Raw genomic sequence first — 19,532 nt, 5'->3', positions numbered from 1 at the left:
AAGTACGAAGAGATGCTGGCGGATCAACGTATCACCCGCACCTTTATCAATCCGCGCGAGTTTTTCCAGACGCTGGCAGAAATCCAGTTCGAGTCCGGCTATCCGTACATCATGTTTGAAGATACGGTGAACCGTGCGAATCCGATTAAAGGCCGGATTAATATGAGCAACCTTTGCTCAGAGATCCTGCAGGTGAATACGCCAACCGACTACAACGACGACCTCAGCTATCGCCGCATCGGCAAGGATATCTCCTGTAATCTGGGTTCACTGAATATTGCCCACACCATGGATTCACCCGATTTCTCCCGCACGGTGGAAATTGCCGTTCGCGGTTTGACGGCGGTATCCGATCAGAGCCATATCCATTCAGTGCCTTCGATTGAACGCGGTAATGCGCAATCGCACGCCATTGGCCTTGGGCAAATGAACCTGCACGGCTATCTGGCGCGTGAAGGTATTCAGTATGGTTCTGAGGTGGCGCTGGACTTCACCAACCTCTATTTCTACACCATCACCTATCATGCCCTGCGCACCTCTAATCTGATTGCTCAGGAGCGCGGAGAGCGCTTTGCCGGGTTTGAAGAATCACGCTATGCCAGCGGCGAATACTTTGCGCAGTACGTTGAGCAAAACTGGCAGCCGCGTACTGCGGAAGTTGCCGCGCTGTTTTCCCGCGCGGGAATAGAGTTACCAGGCCAGAAGGAGTGGCTGGAACTGCGTGAAGCGGTCATGAAATACGGGATCTATAACCAGAATCTTCAGGCTATTCCCCCTACAGGTTCTATCTCTTATATCAATCACGCGACGTCGAGTATTCATCCTATCGTTTCACGGATTGAAATCCGCAAAGAAGGCAAAACGGGCCGCGTTTATTATCCTGCCCCGTTTATGAATAACGATAATCAGGCCTTCTACCGCGATGCCTATGATATCGGGCCTGAAGCGATTATCGATACCTACGCCGAGGCCACGCGCCATGTCGACCAGGGGCTTTCTCTGACGCTGTTCTTCCGCGATACCGCCACGACGCGCGACATCAACAAGGCACAGATTTACGCCTGGAAGAAAGGCATTAAAACGCTTTATTACATTCGCCTGCGCCAGATGGCCCTGTCAGGGACCGAAGTGGAAGGTTGCGTTTCCTGCTCGCTGTAATCTCACGATAAGGGGCGGATAATGCGCCCCGGAAGATAAAACATGACCTTAAAACGTGTACAAGCCATTAACTGGAACCAGATCGAAGATGAAAAAGATCTGGAAGTCTGGAACCGTCTGACCGCCAACTTCTGGCTGCCGGAAAAAGTGCCACTCTCGAATGATATACCCGCCTGGAACAGCCTGGATGCGGATGAACAACAGCTGACTATCCGGGTGTTTACCGGGCTCACCTTATTGGACACGATTCAGAACACCATTGGTGCCCCAGCGCTGATGGCCGATGCGGTGACGCCTCATGAAGAAGCGGTGATGTCTAACATCAGCTTTATGGAGGCCGTTCACGCCCGTTCTTACAGTTCAATCTTCTCCACGCTTTGTCATACCACCGATGTGGACGCCGCCTACGCATGGAGTGAGGAGAACCCCGCGCTTCAGCGCAAAGCCGAGATCATCCTGGAGCATTACCATCATGACGATCCGCTGAAGAAGAAGATCGCCAGCGTATTTCTGGAGTCCTTCTTGTTCTATTCCGGCTTCTATTTGCCGATGTACTGGTCAAGCCGCGGCAAGCTGACCAATACCGCCGATCTCATCCGTCTGATTATTAAAGATGAGGCGGTACACGGCTATTACATCGGTTATAAGTACCAGGTAGCACTGGAGAAAGAGAGCCAGGCCCGTAAAGACGATCTGCAACAATTTGCCGTTGAGTTGCTGCTGGCGCTTTATGAGAACGAACTGGCTTACACCGAAGCTCTGTACGATGGCGTGGGCTGGAGTGATGAGGTCAAAAAATTCCTGCACTACAACGCCAACAAGGCGCTGATGAACCTGGGTTATGAAGCGCTTTTCCCGGCAGAAATGACCTATGTGAACCCGGCAATCCTCTCGGCGTTATCCCCTAATGCCGATGAAAATCACGATTTCTTCTCCGGCTCGGGCTCGTCCTATGTGATGGGCAAAGCGGTCGATACTGAAGATGAAGACTGGAATTTTTAACAGCCTGCCTGATGGCTGCGCCCGGCAGCCATCTTTCTCCTTATCCCCTGCCATTTATTTTTTATTAATCAGTCGTTCAACAAAAAATAAATGACAGATTAATGGCAGTTTTGTGTGCCTTATTTGACACCCAAACAGCCTGGCTGAGGCAATAATTCGGCGCTTTGCCGGATCATTCTGACCGAAATATTCATTTATTTTCCGCCGTCACAATTCGCCGCAATCCCTTACCCCTACTGGCATTTTCAGAGATCCTTGTCTCAGCGCTAATTTCCAGAAAGCGCCTGAAGGGTTGTCTCAGAATCTCAGTGTGCTACGGTATAGCCCGCTAATATTCAGCCAGGTGAAAGAAGAAATATAAGAAATTAACCGCTAACAAGGAATTTAAATATTGCATGGCAATTAAACTAGAAGTTAAGAATTTATATAAGGTATTTGGGGAAAATCCCGATCGTGCGTTTAAGCATATCGAGAAGGGGATCAGCAAAGAAGCACTGCTCGAGAAAACAGGACTCTCTCTCGGGGTGAAAGATGCCAGTCTGGCCATTGAAGAAGGCGAGATATTCGTGATCATGGGGTTGTCCGGTTCAGGAAAATCCACCATGGTTCGCCTTCTCAATCGTCTGATAGAACCCACTCGGGGTCAGGTCATCATTGATGGTGTCGATATTGCAAAAATATCCGACAAAGAACTTCGCGAAGTTCGCCGAAATAAAATCAGCATGGTATTCCAGTCGTTCGCATTAATGCCGCATATGTCGGTACTAAATAATGCCGCTTTCGGTATGGAATTAGCGGGCATCCCGTTACAGGAACGTCAGGAAAAAGCGCTCGACGCGCTACGTCAGGTGGGCCTGGATAATTATGCTCATGCTTACCCGGACGAATTATCTGGCGGTATGCGTCAGCGCGTTGGATTAGCCCGCGCTCTGGCGATAAACCCGGATATTTTATTGATGGATGAAGCCTTCTCAGCACTTGATCCGTTAATCCGTACCGAAATGCAGGATGAGCTGGTGAAATTGCAGTCCCGCCACCAGCGTACCATCGTGTTTATTTCCCATGACCTTGATGAAGCGATGCGTATCGGCGACCGGATTGCCATTATGCAGGGCGGTGAAGTGATTCAGGTAGGAACCCCGGATGAGATCCTGAATAACCCGGCCAATGACTATGTTCGTACCTTCTTCCGTGGCGTGGATATCAGCCACGTCTTCAGCGCGAAAGATATTGCCCGCCGCAGTGCTGGTGCCCTGATGCGTAAAGCCCCAGGTTTTGGCCCTCGCTCTGCGCTTAAGCTGTTGCAGGATGCTGACCGTGAATACGGTTATATCCTGGAAAAACAGCGCTTCGTTGGTGTGGTCTCTACGGATTCTCTGAAAGCTGCTCTGGCTTCCGGTGAAGGTCTGGATGGCGCCATTCTTGCTACGCCTGCTGCCGTGCCTGGCGATACCTCGCTGAGCGACTTGCTGACCCACGTGGCGCAGGCACCTTGTGCCGTGCCCATTGTTGGTGAAGACAATCAGTACATCGGGATTATCTCCAAAGGCACGTTACTACAGGCATTAGACCGCGAAGGAGCCAGCAATGAGTGAACAAACAACCGCAACCGATCCGTGGGCGGCCTCGAGCCAGCCAGCGACTAACGCACCAGCAGCAGAGAGCGCACAAGCAGCCACCAGCTCGCCAGCAACGGATGGCGCACAGTCTGCTGCCAGCAGCGATCCCTGGTCTACCGCAGCGCCTTCAGACGGCGGTGGCGCCAGTTCAGCCCCAACAGACGCAGCCCCTACTGGCGGTGGCGATGCCTGGGGAACGCCATCAGGCGGCCACGATGCAGCGGCAGCCAGCGGCAGCGACTGGTTAAACAGCGCACCGGCTCCAAAAGTAGAACACTTCAATATTCTCGACCCGTTCCACAAGACGCTGATCCCTCTGGACAGCTGGGTGACTACCGGCATCGACTGGATTGTTTCCCACTTCCGTCCACTGTTCCAGGGCATTCGCGTGCCGGTGGATTATATCCTCAGCGCTTTCCAGCAATTGCTGCTGGGCATGCCTGCACCGGTCGCCATCGTCATTTTTGCCCTGATTGCCTGGCAGATGTCCAGCCTGGGAATGGGAATTGCCACGCTGGTGTCACTGATAGCCATCGGTGCTATCGGAGCCTGGTCACAGGCAATGGTGACGCTGGCGTTAGTGCTGACCGCCCTGCTGTTCTGCATTCTTATCGGCTTGCCAATGGGCATCTGGCTGGCCAGGTCCGACAGAGCGGCGAAATTTATCCGGCCGCTGTTGGATGCGATGCAGACTACGCCAGCCTTCGTTTATCTGGTTCCGATTGTGATGCTGTTTGGTATCGGCAATGTGCCAGGCGTTGTAGTGACCATTATCTTTGCGCTGCCGCCGATTGTTCGTCTGACCATCCTGGGAATTAAGCAGGTACCGGCCGATCTGATTGAAGCCGGTGAATCCTTTGGCGCAAGCCCGCGTCAGATGCTGTTTAAAGTGCAACTGCCACTGGCGATGCCAACCATCATGGCTGGTGTTAACCAGACGCTGATGCTGGCGCTGTCGATGGTGGTTATCGCTTCGATGATCGCTGTAGGCGGTTTGGGTCAGATGGTTCTGCGAGGCATTGGTCGTCTGGATATGGGTCTGGCGACCGTTGGTGGGGTGGGCATCGTCATCCTCGCCATTATCCTTGACCGCCTGACGCAGTCTGTTGGCCGCGACAGCCGCAGCCGTGGTGCACGTCGATGGTATACCACCGGACCTCTGGGCCTGTTTACCCGTCCGTTTATCAAGTAACCCCTTCTGCTGCTGATGGCGTGCCCGATTGCCCCACCAGCAGCCCAAGCTACGATAACTCAAAAAAAGGATATCCCATGCGTAAGACAGCATTGTTAGCCGCCGCATTGACTACCCTGGTTGCCACTCAGGTTTCCGCTGCCGATCTGCCAGGCAAAGGCATTACCGTTAAGCCCGTTCAGAGCACCATTTCAGAAGAAACCTTCCAGACCCTGCTGATCAGCCGCGCGCTGGAAAAACTGGGTTACACCGTGGATCAGCCAAGTGAGGTTGATTACAACGTGGCGTATACCACTATCGCTGCTGGTGACGGCACCTTTATCGCCACTAACTGGAAGCCGTTACATGACGATATGTACAACGCGGCGGGCGGAGATAAGAAGTTTTTCCGTGAAGGAACCTATGTTCAGGGGGCGGCTCAGGGTTACCTGATCGACAAGAAAACCGCAGAGAAATACCACATCACCCGTATTGATCAGTTGAAAGATCCTAAGCTGGCGAAGCTGTTCGACAGCAACGATGATGGCAAGGCAGACCTGACGGGTTGTACGCCAGGCTGGGGCTGTGAAGCGGTGATAAACCACCAGATCAAAGCTTATGGCCTGACGGATACCGTGGTGCATAACCAGGGTAACTATTCCGCGATGATCGCCGACACCATCACCCGCTTTAAAGAAGGCAAACCCATTCTGTACTACACCTGGACGCCTTACTGGGTAAGTGATGTGCTGGTTCCGGGCCGTGATACCGTCTGGCTGCAGGTGCCGTTCTCTTCTATGCCTGGCGCTCAGAAAGAGGTGGATACCAAACTGCCTAACGGCGCGAACTACGGTTTCCCGGTTAACACCATGCATATCGTAGCCAATAAAGTCTGGGCTGAGAAAAACCCGGCTGCGGCTAAACTGTTCTCTGAGATGAAGCTGCCTATTGCTGATATCAATGCGCAGAACTCACGTATGCATCAGGGCCAGTCTTCTGAAGACGATATCAACGCACATGTTGATGGCTGGATCAAAGCTCACCAGGCCCAGTTTGATGGTTGGGTAAAAGACGCGATGGCTGCAGCGAAATAATCTGCATGCGAAGGAGTAAAAAGGGGTGGCGCTTGCGTCGCCCCTTTTTTGTACTGGTTTGTCCTGTTAATTAATCTGTGAGTGAAACAGTAATTTGGGTTACCCTTGCCCTCAAATTTTTACTACCCTACTGATCGTGATGAAATCCCCGCATGCTGGTCTTCACCCACATCACTGCTCTCTGAACAGTGAGGGTCTTTCTTGATATTTCCCCTTTAATGGCTATTTCGAAGACGCTCTAAGGTTGAGTGGTTCAGCAGGCGTAGGGATTTTTACCAGGCATTTCAGTCTACTGGCTACCAGCGTGCAGAATGTGCTAGCGATATGTTAACGTGGCTTACTCTTTCACCGGTATGGCGAGGGGCACATAATAAGCAGCCTATTTCTTAGCCTGCACATAGTAAATTGCGTAAATTTCAGGGTGACTGCCCTGTTAAGCGTTTACACAGTCTGGTATGGTTAGCTTGTACTTATTCATGTTAGTTATTTTTTCGTATGAAACTATTAAGTCACAGGCAGGAAGACGTTCAGAATGTCCGTACAAGTTAACGAACTGGGCAACATTGATGACAGGCAGGCAACCCGAGGCGAAAGCCTGGTTGGCGCCGTGTCGGTAATCATCGCTTCTCTGCCCTTTGCCTTGGCTTCCTGTCGAAACAAGACCAGCGCTGACTTTACTTTCCTGCAAGTGACCTCCTTCTGCTGCGCGGTGTTCGCGGCCATCAGTCAGTCTTTTTTTACCCCGTTGAAGACCACAAACTTGTTACCTGGTGTGTTGGTTAAGAGCCTCGTTTTTCCGATCCTCTCTTTACTGAATTTACTGCACGCCAATAAATCTACTCCGCCTGTCGGGCAGAGTAGTGTCGGCCTGCGACTGAGCAGCCGCCGCTTCGCCTCCATCTGCACAATGCTGCTGAAACGGTGTGTTAGCGGATTTGTTCAGTTTCAGGGTCGTTTTGGGCTTACCCGCAGGGGCTTAGGCCGAGGTATTACCTTTTATAACACCAGCAGTATCGCCCTTTAAGATGCTGCTGAGCGCCCTGGGTTATGGAGTGACCTGGAAATTACGGATGGTGTCCACCGGCCTGTGAATCAGCCCTGCCGGCAGGAGTGATGCTTTGACTTATCACCATCGTTACAATACCAGTTGCAACTTATGAGGTCCCAGATGGAAAGTTCGTTTTCTCCCATTGAACAGATGCTAAATTTCCGCGCTAACCGCCAGAAAGATTTCCCGTTACAGGAAATCATGCTGACGCGACTGTGCATGCACATGCAGAGCAAACTGCTGGAAAACCGCAACAAAATGCTCAAGGCTCAGGGAATTAACGAGACGTTGTTCATGGCATTGATCACCCTTGATGCCCAGGAAAATCACAGCATTCAGCCTTCAGAACTTAGTGCTGCGCTGGGGTCATCCCGTACTAACGCCACCCGCATCGCCGATGAACTTGAAAAGCGCGGCTGGATTGAACGCCGTGAAAGCGACAGCGATCGCCGCTGCCTGCACCTGCACCTGACCGATAAAGGCAATGAGTTCCTGCGTCAGTTGCTGCCTCCTCAGCATCAGTGTCTGCAGTTGCTGTGGTCTTCGCTGAATGCTTCAGAAAAAACCCAGTTAGAAGGCATCACTCGTAAGCTATTGACACGACTGGATCAAATGGATGAAGAGGAAGTGGTGACCGCCCTTTCAAGATAACCTTTGCCTCAATAGCATATTGTGCGACAACCTGCCTGCCAGTAACCGCTATTTTAGACCGCAAATTTTTGATTTATGCCAGCGCTAACCCGCTGGCATTTTAGAATCCGGGCATGGCTCAGCAGAGTCATGCCCGGTTGGCATGGATAAGTGGAGAAAACCATGAGTGCAAATGCGGAGATCCAAAACCCGCAACCGCCGGCGAATAAAAAGAAAAAACGTAAAATAGCGTTACTTTTTCTTGCCGTGCTGTTCATAGGTATCGGGGTGGCTTACCTGGTGTACTGGTTTATGGTGTTGCGCCATTATCAGGAAACCGATGATGCGTATGTAGCTGGCAATCAGGCGCAGGTCATGGCGCAGGTTTCTGGCAGCGTCAATAAAGTGTGGTTCGACAATACTGATTATGTCAAAAAGGGCGATGTGCTGATTTCGCTGGATAAAACAGATGCCCAACAGGCGTTTGAAAAAGCGCAGACTGCTCTTGCTACCACCGTTCGCCAGACTCATCAGCTGATCATTAATGGTAAGCAGTATCAGGCCACTATCGATCTGCAAAAGACCGCGCTGGAGCAGGCTCAGTCCGATTTGAAACGCCGTGAGCCTTTAGGGGCCGCGAACCTGATTGGCCGGGAAGATCTGCAACACGCGCGTGATGCCGTAGCCACAGCGAAAGCTCAGCTGGATGTTGCTACCCAGCAATACAACGCGAATCAGGCCATGATCCTCAATACGTCGCTGGAAAATCAGCCGGCTGTTAAGCAGAGTGCGGCTGAACTGCGCGATGCATGGCTGGCCTTACAGCGTACCGACGTTGTCAGCCCGGTTGATGGCTATGTTTCTCGTCGTAGCGTGCAGGTCGGCTCACAGATCTCCTCTACCACGCCGTTGTTAGCGATTGTTCCTGCCCATAACCTGTGGGTGGATGCTAACTTCAAAGAAACCCAGTTAGCGGGTGTTCGTATCGGCCAGGCTGCCACGGTAATCAGCGACATCTATGGTGACGATGTGGTTTACCACGGCAAAGTTGTCGGCCTTGATATGGGTACCGGTAGCGCCTTCTCCCTGCTTCCGGCACAGAATGCCACCGGTAACTGGATAAAAGTGGTTCAGCGTCTGCCCGTGCGTATCGAGCTGGATCCAAAGGAAGTGGCTAAGCATCCGTTGCGTATTGGTCTTTCGACGCTGGTCAGTGTAGATACAACCAATACCGATGGCGGCGTGCTGGCTACCAGCGTTCGCTCAGCGCCAGCTTACGAAACCAATGCTCTGGCACTGGATTTAGCGCCTGCTGATAAGATGATTACTGACATCATCCGCGCCAATGCTGGTTAAGAAAGCGGGAGGCTGGTATGGCACAAAAACCGCTTGAGGGTGGCCAGCTTGTTCTGATGACCATCGCCTTGTCGCTGGCCACGTTTATGCAGGTGTTGGATTCCACCATCGCTAACGTGGCTATCCCGACAATCGCCGGTAACCTGGGAGCCTCAAACTCCCAGGGCACTTGGGTTATCACTTCCTTTGGGGTGGCTAACGCCATCTCAATCCCAATCACCGGCTGGCTGGCTAAACGCGTAGGCGAGGTAAAGCTGTTCCTGTGGTCAACGGCGGCCTTTGCCGTGGCCTCATGGCTGTGCGGCATGTCCGACAGCCTGACTATGCTGATCTTCTTCCGCGTGGTTCAGGGTGTGGTTGCAGGCCCGCTGATCCCACTCTCACAGAGCCTGCTCCTCAACAACTATCCGCCAGCGAAGAGAAGCGTCGCCCTGTCGTTATGGGCGATGACGGTGATTGTGGCACCTATCTGTGGACCGATTTTGGGCGGCTGGATCAGTGATAACTATCACTGGGGTTGGATCTTCTTTATCAACGTGCCGATTGGCGTGGTGGTCGTGATGCTGGCCCTGCAAACCCTGCGAAATCGGGAGACGCCGACAGTAATAAGGCCGATTGATACCGTCGGGCTGGTGTTACTTGTCGTTGGGATAGGCTGTCTTCAGGTCATGCTTGACCGCGGTAAAGAGTTGGACTGGTTCAGCTCACCAGAAATAGTTGTGTTGACGGTGGTGGCGGTCATCGCTCTCCTTGTCCTGTTGGTGTGGGAGCTGACTGATGATCATCCGATAGTGGATTTATCGCTGTTTAAATCGCGAAACTTCACCATTGGTTGCCTGTCGATCAGTCTGGCCTATATGCTCTATTTCGGCTCGATAGTGCTGTTGCCGCAGCTGCTGCAGGAAGTCTATGGTTACACGGCAACCTGGGCGGGGTTAGCTTCGGCACCTGTTGGTATTATCCCGGTGATCCTGTCGCCGATAATCGGCCGGTTCGCACATAAGCTGGATATGCGAAAGCTGGTCACCTTCAGCTTCATCATGTATGCCGTCTGCTTCTACTGGCGAGCGTATACGTTTGAACCAGGAATGAATTTTGGCGCTTCCGCGTGGCCACAATTTATTCAGGGCTTTGCGGTGGCCTGCTTCTTTATGCCACTGACCACCATCACCCTTTCCGGGCTTCCCCCCGAACGGATGGCGGCGGCCTCCAGCCTGTCGAACTTTACGCGAACGCTGGCAGGCTCAATCGGCACCTCGATCACCACAACCCTGTGGACTGACCGGGAATCGATGCACCATAGTTACCTCAGCGAGTCAGTGAACGCTTACAACGTTAACTCGCAGGAGATGTACAGCAAGCTGGAGAAGTTGGGGATGACGCACGATCAGGCCTCAGCCTGGATTGCCCAACAGATCACTAATCAGGGGCTGATTATCTCAGCCAATGAGATCTTCTGGGCTTCGGCGGCGGTGTTCCTGTTCCTGCTGGTGCTGATCTGGTTCGCCCGTCCACCGTTTGGTGCTGGCGGCGGCGGCGGTGGCGCACACTGATGTTTGCTGATTTTCAGCCAAAAAAAACGGGCCCTTGCGGGGCCCGTTTTTCTTTGTAGCAACAGCTTAAGCGTTCTGACGCCACCATTCTGCCAGCAGAATGCCGGTCGCTACCGAAACGTTAAGACTTTCAACGTTGCCGGTACCGCTGATGGACACGCTCAGATCGCCCTGTTGCCAGGTGCTGTCTGACAGACCATCACGCTCTTGCCCCAGAACCAGAACCGTTTTAGCGGGCAGTTCAGCCTGCGCTAACGGGGTTCCTTTATGGCTGGAAGTGGTCACGATGGTGTAGCCCGCTTTACGGAAAGCATTCAGACCTTCAGCAAAGCTTTCGCCGCTGATAGCCTGAACATGCTCTGCGCCACCTTCTGCCGTGCGCACTGCTGCACCAGACTCGAGTAACGAAGCATCGTCCACCAGCAATCCTTTCGCACCGAAATGCGCACAGCTGCGCATCATGCCGCCCAGGTTGTGTGGGTTACCAATCTGTTCCAGCGCTACTACGCAATCTTTCTCGCCCGCGTTGGAAAGCCACTCGCTGACTGGCATCCCTACACGTTTTTTGATCAGGAAGCAGACGCCACCGTGGTGCTCTGTGCCAGACGCTTTGACCAGTTCGGCCTCGTCCACCACATGATAAGCTTTACGGTTGGCCGCCATCCATTTCAGTGCCTCGCGGAAACGCGGGGTCACTTCCTGAATAAACCAGGCACGCACGATGCAGTCCGGACGGCTCTGGAACAGGGCCTGGCAGGCATTTTCGCCATACACGCGCGTCTCTTCCAGACGTTGACGGCGGATCTGCTCCGGGTCGATATAACTTTTACCGCTGATGCCACCGTGATCCGGTTTGCTGTCATCGATTGCGGACGGAGCGCGTGAAACCGTGCGCCATGGTGAATCACCAGGAGCTACGTCGCGATCGCGCCCGCCACGCGGTTTGCTGTCTGTGTTGGTGCGTGAAGCAGGACGACGACTGCCATCCTGACGAGGTCCACCTTTACCAGTGCGGGGATTTTGCCCGCCTTTGTTACTCTCGTCATCACCGCGGACATACATCACTTTGACTTTGCCGCTTTTACCTTTAAATTCGTCGTTCATTTTCCCTCCACCCGGCTGAGCGCGAAGCGCGCAGAGTACCTGATGTGGCGGCTCTTAGCTATCAACTTCCACTAAAACCGCGTCGTACGCGTTATCCGGGCAGCGTGCTCTCTTCTCCCGGGTTGAAGATGCTGAAAATTCTGTCAGCCACAGCCTATTATACCCATTGAACAAATCACTTTGTTGGTTGAGGCTCCCTCAACCATAATTATCGTCACTTTTCTCAGGAATGCGGTAAGTAAATGCTTACCCCCAACTCATCACCGAGGTGACTCAATGAATACGGTTTGTGCTTCATGTCAGGCGACGAATCGCGTTCCGCCAGAGCGTATTACTGATGGCGCGAAATGCGGCCGCTGCGGCAGCGAATTATTTTCAGGTGAAGTGGTTAACGCCACGGCCGCCACGCTGGATAAGTATCTGCAGGATGAACTGCCCGTGGTCATCGACTTTTGGGCACCGTGGTGCGGCCCTTGCGTCAACTTCGCCCCCGTTTATGAAAACGTGGCCGACGAACGCAGCGGTAAAGTGCGCTTTATTAAGGTGAATACTGAAGCTGAACCTGAGCTCAGCGCCCGTTTTCGTATCCGCAGCATCCCTACCATTATGGTTTATAAGCAGGGCAAGATGGTAGATATGCTCAATGGGGCGATGCCAAAAACACAGTTTGATGAGTGGCTGAACGAAAACATCTGATTTTCCCTCAGTGGTCAGGCTTGCCTGGCCACTACTGCTGAACAGCCATTTCCAGTAGAATGATGTTTTCCTCAGATTAGCTCCCATGACTGAAAACGCTGTCCTGCGCCTGCGCGCTGAGCGCCTTGCTCGCGCCACTCGTCCTTTTCTTGCCCGAGGTAACCGAACCATTCGTTGCCAGCGCTGCCTGCTGCCAGAGAAAAACTGTCTTTGTGCAACGATGGAGCCCCAGCAAGCCCGCAGCCGTTTCTGTCTGGTGATGTTTGATACTGAACCGATGAAGCCAAGTAATACCGGCCGCTTAATCGCCGATATCCTGCCTGATACTCAGGCGTTTGGCTGGTCGCGCCTCGATCCTGATCCTGCCTTACTGGCCGCAGTGCAACATCCCGACGTTCAGCCGGTGGTGGTTTTCCCTGAGTCCTATGCCGATGCAGGACGTCCGGTGATGAACATCCCGCCAATGACAGGCAAACCCCCTCTCTTTATTATGCTTGATGGCACCTGGACTGAAGCCCGCAAGATGTTCCGTAAAAGCCCGTGGCTTGATGCCTTACCGGTAATGTCACTGACGTTGACCAGGCCGTCGAACTATCAATTGCGCGAAGTTCATGCCGAAGGTCAGCACTGCACCGCTGAAGTGGCCGCCGAGCTGCTGCTTCAGGCTGGTGATATCGCCGCCGGAGAAGCGTTATTTCGCCACTTTGATCTGTTCCGTCATCGCTACCTTGCAGGTAAACCGCATCACCCGCGTCATCAAAATGCGGCTTCGCACGAAGAAGTTCTTCCCTGATAGCTTTATCCTGTGCGGTGATAGCTGGCTAAGTCCTGCAGACTAGCCAGAAAGCGTTAGAATCAGGATGAGTCTTTTCGAAGGGAGTGGAAATGAGCCAACGCGGATTAGAAGCGCTGTTAAGACCTAAATCGATTGCGGTTATCGGTGCCTCTTCACGACCAGAGCGCGCGGGTTACCTGATGATGCGTAACCTGCTGGCCGGGGGGTTCAACGGCCCCATCCTGCCGGTCAATCCTAAGTACCAAGCCGTTTGCGGTGTGCTCACCTGGCCCGATATCGCCAGCCTGCCCTTATCGCCCGACCTTGCCGTTCTCTGCACTCATGCCAGCCGCAACCTTGAACTGCTGAAAGCTCTGGGTGAGCGCGGGTGTAAAGCCTGTATCATTCTTTCTGCTCCTGCCAGCCAGCTTGAAGAACTCAAGCAGTGTGCCAGTGAGTGGCAAATCCGCCTGCTCGGCCCCAACAGCCTTGGCTTGCTTGCTCCCTGGCAGGGACTGAATGCCAGCTTTTCACCTGTTGCGATTCAGAAAGGGAAGCTGGCCTTTATTTCTCAGTCTGCCGCCGTATCCAATACTATTCTGGATTGGGCTCAGCAAAGGCAACTCGGCTTTTCCTGGTTTATTGCCCTGGGCGATAGCCTGGATATTGATGCTGACGATTTGTTGGACTTCCTCGCCAGAGATGGCAAAACCAGCGCTATCTTGCTCTATCTGGAGCACTTGAGTGACGCCCGACGTTTTGTCTCTGCCGCTCGAAGTGCCTCAAGGAATAAACCCATCCTGGTGATTAAAAGTGGCCGAAGCCAGCAGGCACAACGGCTGCTGAAAACCCATGCAGGCCTCGATGCCGCCTGGGATGCGGCGATCCAGCGTGCAGGTTTGCTGCGGGTGCAAGATACGCATGAACTGTTCTCTGCGGTTGAAACGCTCAGCCATATGCGACCGTTACGCGGCGAGCGGTTAATGATCGTCAGTAATGGCGCGGCCCCTGCAGCGCTGGCATTGGATGCGCTGGATGCCAGAAACGGCAAGCTGGCCCAACTAAGTGAGGAACTGCTCACTAACTTGCAAAGCCTGCTGCCTGATGAAGTTAGCGCGGGCAATCCTTTGGATTTAAAGGATGATGCCACGCCAGAGCGCTATCTTCAGGTGGTCTCGCTGTTACTCGATAGCCCGGATATCGATGCGCTGATGATCATTCATGCTCCCAGTGCCGTCGCCCCTGCCACACTGACGGCACAAAAGCTGATTGAACCCCTGGTTAAACATCCCCGAGCTAAACAGGTTTCCCTGCTGACCAACTGGTGCGGAGAGTTCTCTTCACTGGAAGCGCGCAGGTTGTTCAGTGACGCTGGCATCCCAACTTACCGGACGCCAGAAGGTACGGTCACTGCTTTTATGCATATGGTGGAGTACCGCCGTAACCAGAAACAGCTGCGTGAAACACCCGCTCTCCCCCCTAACCTGACAGCCAATACGGCTGAAGCTCATCATCTGATCCGTCAGGCGCTGGATGAAGGTGCCACCACTCTTGATACGCATGAAGTGCAGGCCATTTTACGTGCCTACGGGTTAAATACGTTGCCAACCTGGATTGCCAGCGACAGTGCCGAAGCGGTGCACATCGCCGGTCAGATCGGCTATCCGGTGGCATTGAAGCTGCGATCGCCAGACATTCCGCATAAATCTGAAGTTCAGGGCGTAATGCTCTATCTGCGTACGGCCAGCGAAGTTGCACAGGCTGCAGAAGCCATTATCGACAGGGTGAAACTGGCCTGGCCACAGGCGAATATCCATGGGCTTCTGGTGCAGAGCATGGCAAACCGTGCCGGAGCCCAGGAGTTGCGGATCGTGGTGGAACAGGACCCCGTTTTTGGTCCAATGATTATGTTGGGAGAAGGCGGCATTGAGTGGCAAGCGGATAAACAAGCAGTGGTGGCTTTACCGCCGCTGAATATGACACTGGCACGCTATCTGGTGATTCAGGCGATAAAAGGCGGCAAAATTCGCAGTCGCAGTGCGCTCCAGCCGCTTGATATTGCCGGGATCAGCCAGGTTCTGGTGCAGGTCTCCAACCTGATTGTTGATTGTCCTGAGATCGTCCGACTGGATATTCATCCTCTTCTGGCGTCAGGCGGTGGATTCTCACTGCTGGATGTCACGATGCAGCTGGCCGATTTTGTTGGCGATCCGGACGCTCGTCTGGCTATTCGCCCTTATCCTCATGCGCTGGAAGAACGAGTTGAGATGAAAAATGGGGAAAGCTGCCTGTTCCGCCCCATTCTGCCAGAAGATGAACCCTTGCTAAGGCAGTTTATTAGCCAGGTAACGAAAGAGGATCTTTATTACCGCTATTTCAGTGAGATCAATGAGTTCACTCATGACGATTTGGCTAACATGACGCAGATCGACTACGATCGAGAGATGGCGTTTGTCGCTCTACGCCAGCAGAACGGTAGCGATGAGATCATTGGCGTGACGCGCGCCATTTCTGATGCCGATAACATCGATGCGGAGTTTTCCGTACTGGTGCGTTCCGATCTCAAAGGGCTGGGCCTGGGTCGGCGGCTGCTGGAGAAGATGATTATCTACACCCGTCAACACGGATTACAGCAGTTGAATGGTATTACCATGCCGGGCAATCAGGGGATGATCACCCTGGCACGCAAGCTGGGGTTTAAGGTAGATGTGCAGATTGAAGACGGCATTGTGGCCCTTTCGCTGCCTTTTTCGCCGCCCTGATAATGTCTGGAAACGTAAAACTAAAACCATCAGGCCCGACTAATGGTAATATTCGCGGTTAGGGTGATGATTTTATGGCAAAAGGCCATTCCATGAACAGAGAAGAAACGCACTGTGATGTTGTCTAAATTCAAACGTAATAAACACCAACAGCACCTTGCGCAACTGCCAAAACTGTCTCAGTCGGCTGCTGACTTCACTACGCTGTATTCCGCAGCTGATTTCCGCCAGACTTTGCTGCAAAAGATTGCCGGTGCCAAACAGCGCATCTGCATTGTGGCGCTCTATCTGGAAAACGATGATGGCGGCCGCAGCATACTCAACGCGTTGTATGAAGCTAAGCGTCTTCGTCCGGAGCTGGATGTCCGTGTCCTGGTGGACTGGCACCGCGCACAGCGTGGTCGTATTGGTGCCGCCCGAACGGCGACCAATGCTGACTGGTATTGTGAGCTGGCAGACGCTCACCCCGAAATCAAAATCACCGTCTATGGCGTGCCGGTAAATACGCGTGAAGCCTTAGGCGTGCTGCATCTGAAAGGGTCGATCATCGATGATACGCTCTTTTACACGGGTGCCAGCCTGAATGACGTTTATCTGCACCAGCACGATAAATACCGCTATGACCGCTATCAGTTGATCACCAATCCTACGCTGGCTAACACCATGTTCGACTGGATAGAGAAAAACTTGATTCAGGCAGAAGCAGTGCACCGCCTTGATCAGCATGAGCGGCCGAAAAGCCCTGAAATTAAAAATGAAACTCGCCAGTTCCGTCAGGATCTGCGTGGGTTTGATTATGAGTTCAAAGGCGATGCTAATAATGAGCAGCTGGCGGTCACTCCACTGGTTGGTTTAGGTAAACGCAGTCTGCTAAACAAGACGATCTTCCACCTGATGCCTTGTGCTGAGCAAAAGCTGACGCTCTGTACTCCGTATTTCAACATGCCAGCCATTCTGGTGCGCAACATTATCTGGTTGCTGCGTCAGGGCCGTGAGGTTGAGATTATCGTTGGGGACAAAACGGCTAATGACTTTTATATTCCTGAAGATCAGCCTTTTAAGATCATCGGCGCCCTGCCTTATCTTTATGAAATCAATCTCCGCCGCTTCCTTAGCCGTCTGCAATACTACGTCAGTAACGGGCAGTTGACCGTTCGGCTGTGGAAAGATGGCGAGAACAGCTATCACCTTAAAGGCATGTGGGTTGATGACGAGTGGCTACTTATCACCGGCAACAACCTTAATCCTCGAGCCTGGCGACTGGATCTTGAGAATGCCGTGTTGATCCACGATCCGCTTCAGGAGTTGGTTGAGCAGAGCCGCCATGAACTGGCGCTGATCCGTGAGAATACGACCGTCGTAGAGCATTTCCGCGACCTGGAAAGTATTGCCGATTATCCGCTGAAAGTGCGTAAGCTGATCCGCCGTCTGCGCCGTATCCGTATCGACAGGCTGATTAGCCGCATTCTGTAAGTCCGCTAAAATCAGGCCCTGTCAGTGACGGGGCCTTTTTACAGGGAGAAGCAATGCGCAAACTCTTGTTGCTGATGGTTCTCTGTTGTACCGGCTGTAGCCATATGGCCACGGACAACTGGACCGGCAAGGATAAAGCGGAGCATTTTGTTGCCTCAGCTGTTCTGTCGGGCACAGGAAGTGCTTATGGTGATAAGCAGCACTGGAGCGAAGGCCGGAGTGCCAGTTTCGGTTTGATGTTTGCACTAAGTTTGGGTGCTGCGAAAGAGTTGTATGACAGTCGTGAGGGGGGTTCAGGCTGGAGCTGGAAGGATTTCAGCTGGGATGTAGCCGGTGCTGCCACCGGCTACACAATATGGAGTCTTGCCCGTTAGAGCTTGATGCCATTCCCTCTGCGGTGCAGCATCAGCGACACCAGGAACGCCACCGCGCCCATTGCGGAAACATACCAGAAGAAACTAGTTTCGCTTCCCGCAGCCTTCAGCGATAGCGCCACATATTCGGCTGAACCGCCAAAGAGTGCATTGGCCACCGCATAAGACAATCCAACCCCTAACGCACGAACCTCAGGTGGGAACATCTCTGCTTTCAGGATCCCACTGATCGAGGTGTAGAAGCTGGTGATCAGCAACGAGATCATGACCAGGCCAAATGCCATCCACGGACTGTTAACGTTTTGCAGTAATGTCAGCACTGGCACGGTACAGACTGCGGCCAGCCCACCAAAGATCAACATTGAGCTACGGCGTCCAATTTTGTCCGAAAGCGCGCCAATTAATGGCTGAGCCAGCATAAAAATGAACAGGGCGGCGGTCATCAACACGCTTGCCGTTCGCGCATCCATACCTGAGGTGTTTACCAGATACTTTTGCATATAAGTGGTGAAGGTGTAGAAGCTAAGCGAGCCTCCGGCAGTAAACCCAAGAACCATAATAAAGGCGCGACGATGTTTCCACAGTCCACGCAGCGATCCGGCATCTTTATGCTCACGGGTTTTCTGATCGGACGTTTCATTCAGGGATCGACGCAGATAGAGCGCAACGATTGCCAGTACAGCACCGATGGCGAAGGGAATTCTCCAACCCCATGCACGAAGTTCTTCATCACTCAGGATTTGCTGTAGCACTACCACGGTTAACAAAGCCATCAGCTGTCCGCCAATCAAAGTGACATACTGGAAAGAGGCATAGAATCCTTTCTTCCCTTCTACGGCCACTTCACTCATATAGGTTGCACTGGTGCCGTATTCACCGCCTACAGACAATCCCTGGAATAAACGCGCTAACAGCAGCAATGCCGGAGCCCAGACACCGATTGTCTCGTAGCCTGGTAAACAGGCAATCACCAGCGATCCAAAACACATCATGCACACTGAAATCAGCATCGATTTTTTACGGCCGTGCTTATCGCCAATGTAGCCGAACATCCAGCCACCGATTGGACGCATCAAAAAGCCAGCAGCAAAGACGCCTGCAGTTTGTAACAGCTGTGTCGTTGGGTTTCCGGAAGGGAAAAAGACGTGAGCAAAATAGAGGGAACAGAAAGAATAGACATAAAAATCAAACCACTCGACTAAATTTCCTGATGATGCACCTACAATTGCCCAGATACGCTGGCGCGTGGAGAGCGCGTCGGTCGTAGCCTCAGGCTGCCGTTCTGACGTGGCATCTGTCATAGAATTAACCTCTTTTATTATTCCTTGCTAATAATTAGCGATAGAAGTGAAACAGCAACCGGTAGTAGACCTCACCGGCAAGATGTTAATGAATTATTTTAAGTGTTCACGTTACAGAATTGTGAAGCAGGTTGGATTATAGAGTAAGCAATCAGGATCACCAGAGACAATGGGCATCGCAGGCTAGTGCGGCCCTATTTTCAGGTTTTTTCGGGGGGCTTATGACGGTTTCACAGGGCTTCGCGGAGCCTGATTGAGTGGTTTTCACCCAAAAATGAGGATTTTCTCTTCCCGCAAACGCAAAAAACCCCAACCTTCCGGCTGGGGTTATTGCTTGTTTGATGCCTGGCAGTTCCCTACTCTCGCATGGGGAGACCCCACACTACCATCGGCGCTACGGCGTTTCACTTCTGAGT

At 52.8% G+C, this 19,532-nt stretch carries 15 protein-coding genes, 1 rRNA gene and 1 pseudogene; 14 read left to right on the top strand and 3 right to left on the bottom strand.

The features are described 5' to 3' along the window. The 9 genes and pseudogenes from WCC56_RS07265 to emrB form a co-directional block, all read left to right on the top strand. Window positions 1-1,158, top strand: a pseudogene (locus WCC56_RS07265) (class 1b ribonucleoside-diphosphate reductase subunit alpha); the annotation flags it as partial. Window positions 1,159-1,200: 42 nt separating this feature from the next. Continuing rightward, entirely contained in the window at window positions 1,201-2,160 is a 960-nt protein-coding gene (gene nrdF, locus WCC56_RS07260; RefSeq protein ID WP_424691737.1) for a class 1b ribonucleoside-diphosphate reductase subunit beta, read from the top strand. Window positions 2,161-2,555: 395 nt separating this feature from the next. After that, window positions 2,556-3,755 carry a glycine betaine/L-proline ABC transporter ATP-binding protein ProV gene (gene proV, locus WCC56_RS07255; protein WP_424691736.1) on the top strand — a complete coding sequence of 400 codons (1,200 nt, stop codon included), beginning with the start codon at window positions 2,556-2,558 and terminating at the stop codon, window positions 3,753-3,755. Then, entirely contained in the window at window positions 3,748-4,971 is a 1,224-nt protein-coding gene (proW, locus tag WCC56_RS07250; RefSeq protein ID WP_424691735.1) for a glycine betaine/L-proline ABC transporter permease ProW, read from the top strand. The genes proV and proW overlap by 8 nt, the downstream gene beginning before the upstream one ends. Before the next feature lie 77 nt (window positions 4,972-5,048). Continuing rightward, entirely contained in the window at window positions 5,049-6,044 is a 996-nt protein-coding gene (gene proX / locus WCC56_RS07245; RefSeq protein WP_424691734.1) for a glycine betaine/L-proline ABC transporter substrate-binding protein ProX, read from the top strand. Between the two features lie 532 nt (window positions 6,045-6,576). After that, window positions 6,577-7,068: a hypothetical protein gene (locus WCC56_RS07240; protein WP_424691733.1), complete on the top strand. Its 492-nt coding sequence runs from the start codon at window positions 6,577-6,579 to the stop codon at window positions 7,066-7,068. Window positions 7,069-7,212: 144 nt separating this feature from the next. Further along, window positions 7,213-7,743 carry a transcriptional repressor MprA gene (gene mprA / locus WCC56_RS07235; protein ID WP_424691732.1) on the top strand — a complete coding sequence of 177 codons (531 nt, stop codon included), beginning with the start codon at window positions 7,213-7,215 and terminating at the stop codon, window positions 7,741-7,743. Between the two features lie 162 nt (window positions 7,744-7,905). Next, complete coding sequence (emrA, locus tag WCC56_RS07230) at window positions 7,906-9,078, top strand: multidrug efflux MFS transporter periplasmic adaptor subunit EmrA (protein ID WP_424691731.1); 1,173 nt, start codon at window positions 7,906-7,908, stop codon at window positions 9,076-9,078. 17 nt (window positions 9,079-9,095) lie between these two features. Beyond that, window positions 9,096-10,631, top strand: a complete 1,536-nt coding sequence (gene emrB / locus WCC56_RS07225; RefSeq protein WP_424691730.1) for a multidrug efflux MFS transporter permease subunit EmrB — start codon at window positions 9,096-9,098, stop codon at window positions 10,629-10,631. Between the two features lie 66 nt (window positions 10,632-10,697). Here emrB and WCC56_RS07220 read toward each other — a convergent pair whose 3' ends face one another. After that, window positions 10,698-11,735, bottom strand: a complete 1,038-nt coding sequence (locus WCC56_RS07220; protein WP_424691729.1) for a tRNA/rRNA methyltransferase — start codon at window positions 11,733-11,735, stop codon at window positions 10,698-10,700. A gap of 276 nt (window positions 11,736-12,011) precedes the next feature. Here WCC56_RS07220 and trxC point away from each other — a divergent pair, with 276 nt between their 5' ends. The 5 genes from trxC (at window position 12,012) to WCC56_RS07195 (ending at window position 17,815) form a co-directional block, all read left to right on the top strand. Then, on the top strand, window positions 12,012-12,431 hold the full coding sequence (trxC, locus tag WCC56_RS07215) for a thioredoxin TrxC (RefSeq protein ID WP_424691728.1): 420 nt from the start codon (window positions 12,012-12,014) through the stop codon (window positions 12,429-12,431). 85 nt (window positions 12,432-12,516) lie between these two features. Further along, complete coding sequence (locus tag WCC56_RS07210; protein ID WP_424691727.1) at window positions 12,517-13,224, top strand: tRNA-uridine aminocarboxypropyltransferase; 708 nt, start codon at window positions 12,517-12,519, stop codon at window positions 13,222-13,224. Between the two features lie 92 nt (window positions 13,225-13,316). Then, window positions 13,317-15,968 carry a GNAT family N-acetyltransferase gene (locus WCC56_RS07205; RefSeq protein ID WP_424691726.1) on the top strand — a complete coding sequence of 884 codons (2,652 nt, stop codon included), beginning with the start codon at window positions 13,317-13,319 and terminating at the stop codon, window positions 15,966-15,968. Window positions 15,969-16,085: 117 nt separating this feature from the next. Next, a complete protein-coding gene (gene pssA, locus WCC56_RS07200; RefSeq protein WP_424691738.1) occupies window positions 16,086-17,441 on the top strand; it encodes a CDP-diacylglycerol--serine O-phosphatidyltransferase in 1,356 nt (451 codons plus the stop codon). A gap of 53 nt (window positions 17,442-17,494) precedes the next feature. After that, window positions 17,495-17,815 (top strand): YfiM family lipoprotein, encoded by a 321-nt coding sequence (locus WCC56_RS07195; RefSeq protein WP_424691725.1) that lies wholly within the window; start codon window positions 17,495-17,497, stop codon window positions 17,813-17,815. Here WCC56_RS07195 and WCC56_RS07190 read toward each other — a convergent pair. Next, a complete protein-coding gene (locus tag WCC56_RS07190) occupies window positions 17,812-19,116 on the bottom strand; it encodes an MFS transporter (protein WP_424691724.1) in 1,305 nt (434 codons plus the stop codon). The two genes, WCC56_RS07195 and WCC56_RS07190, sit on opposite strands and share 4 nt — an antisense overlap. 343 nt (window positions 19,117-19,459) lie before the next feature. Next, a 5S ribosomal RNA gene (rrf, locus tag WCC56_RS07185) occupies window positions 19,460-19,532 on the bottom strand; the annotation flags it as partial.

Source organism: Erwinia sp., assembly GCF_049696395.1.
Taxonomy (GTDB): domain Bacteria; phylum Pseudomonadota; class Gammaproteobacteria; order Enterobacterales; family Enterobacteriaceae; genus Erwinia.
The sequence above is the reverse complement of the archived record's forward strand: the minus strand, read 5'-3'. Positions and strand labels throughout refer to the sequence as shown.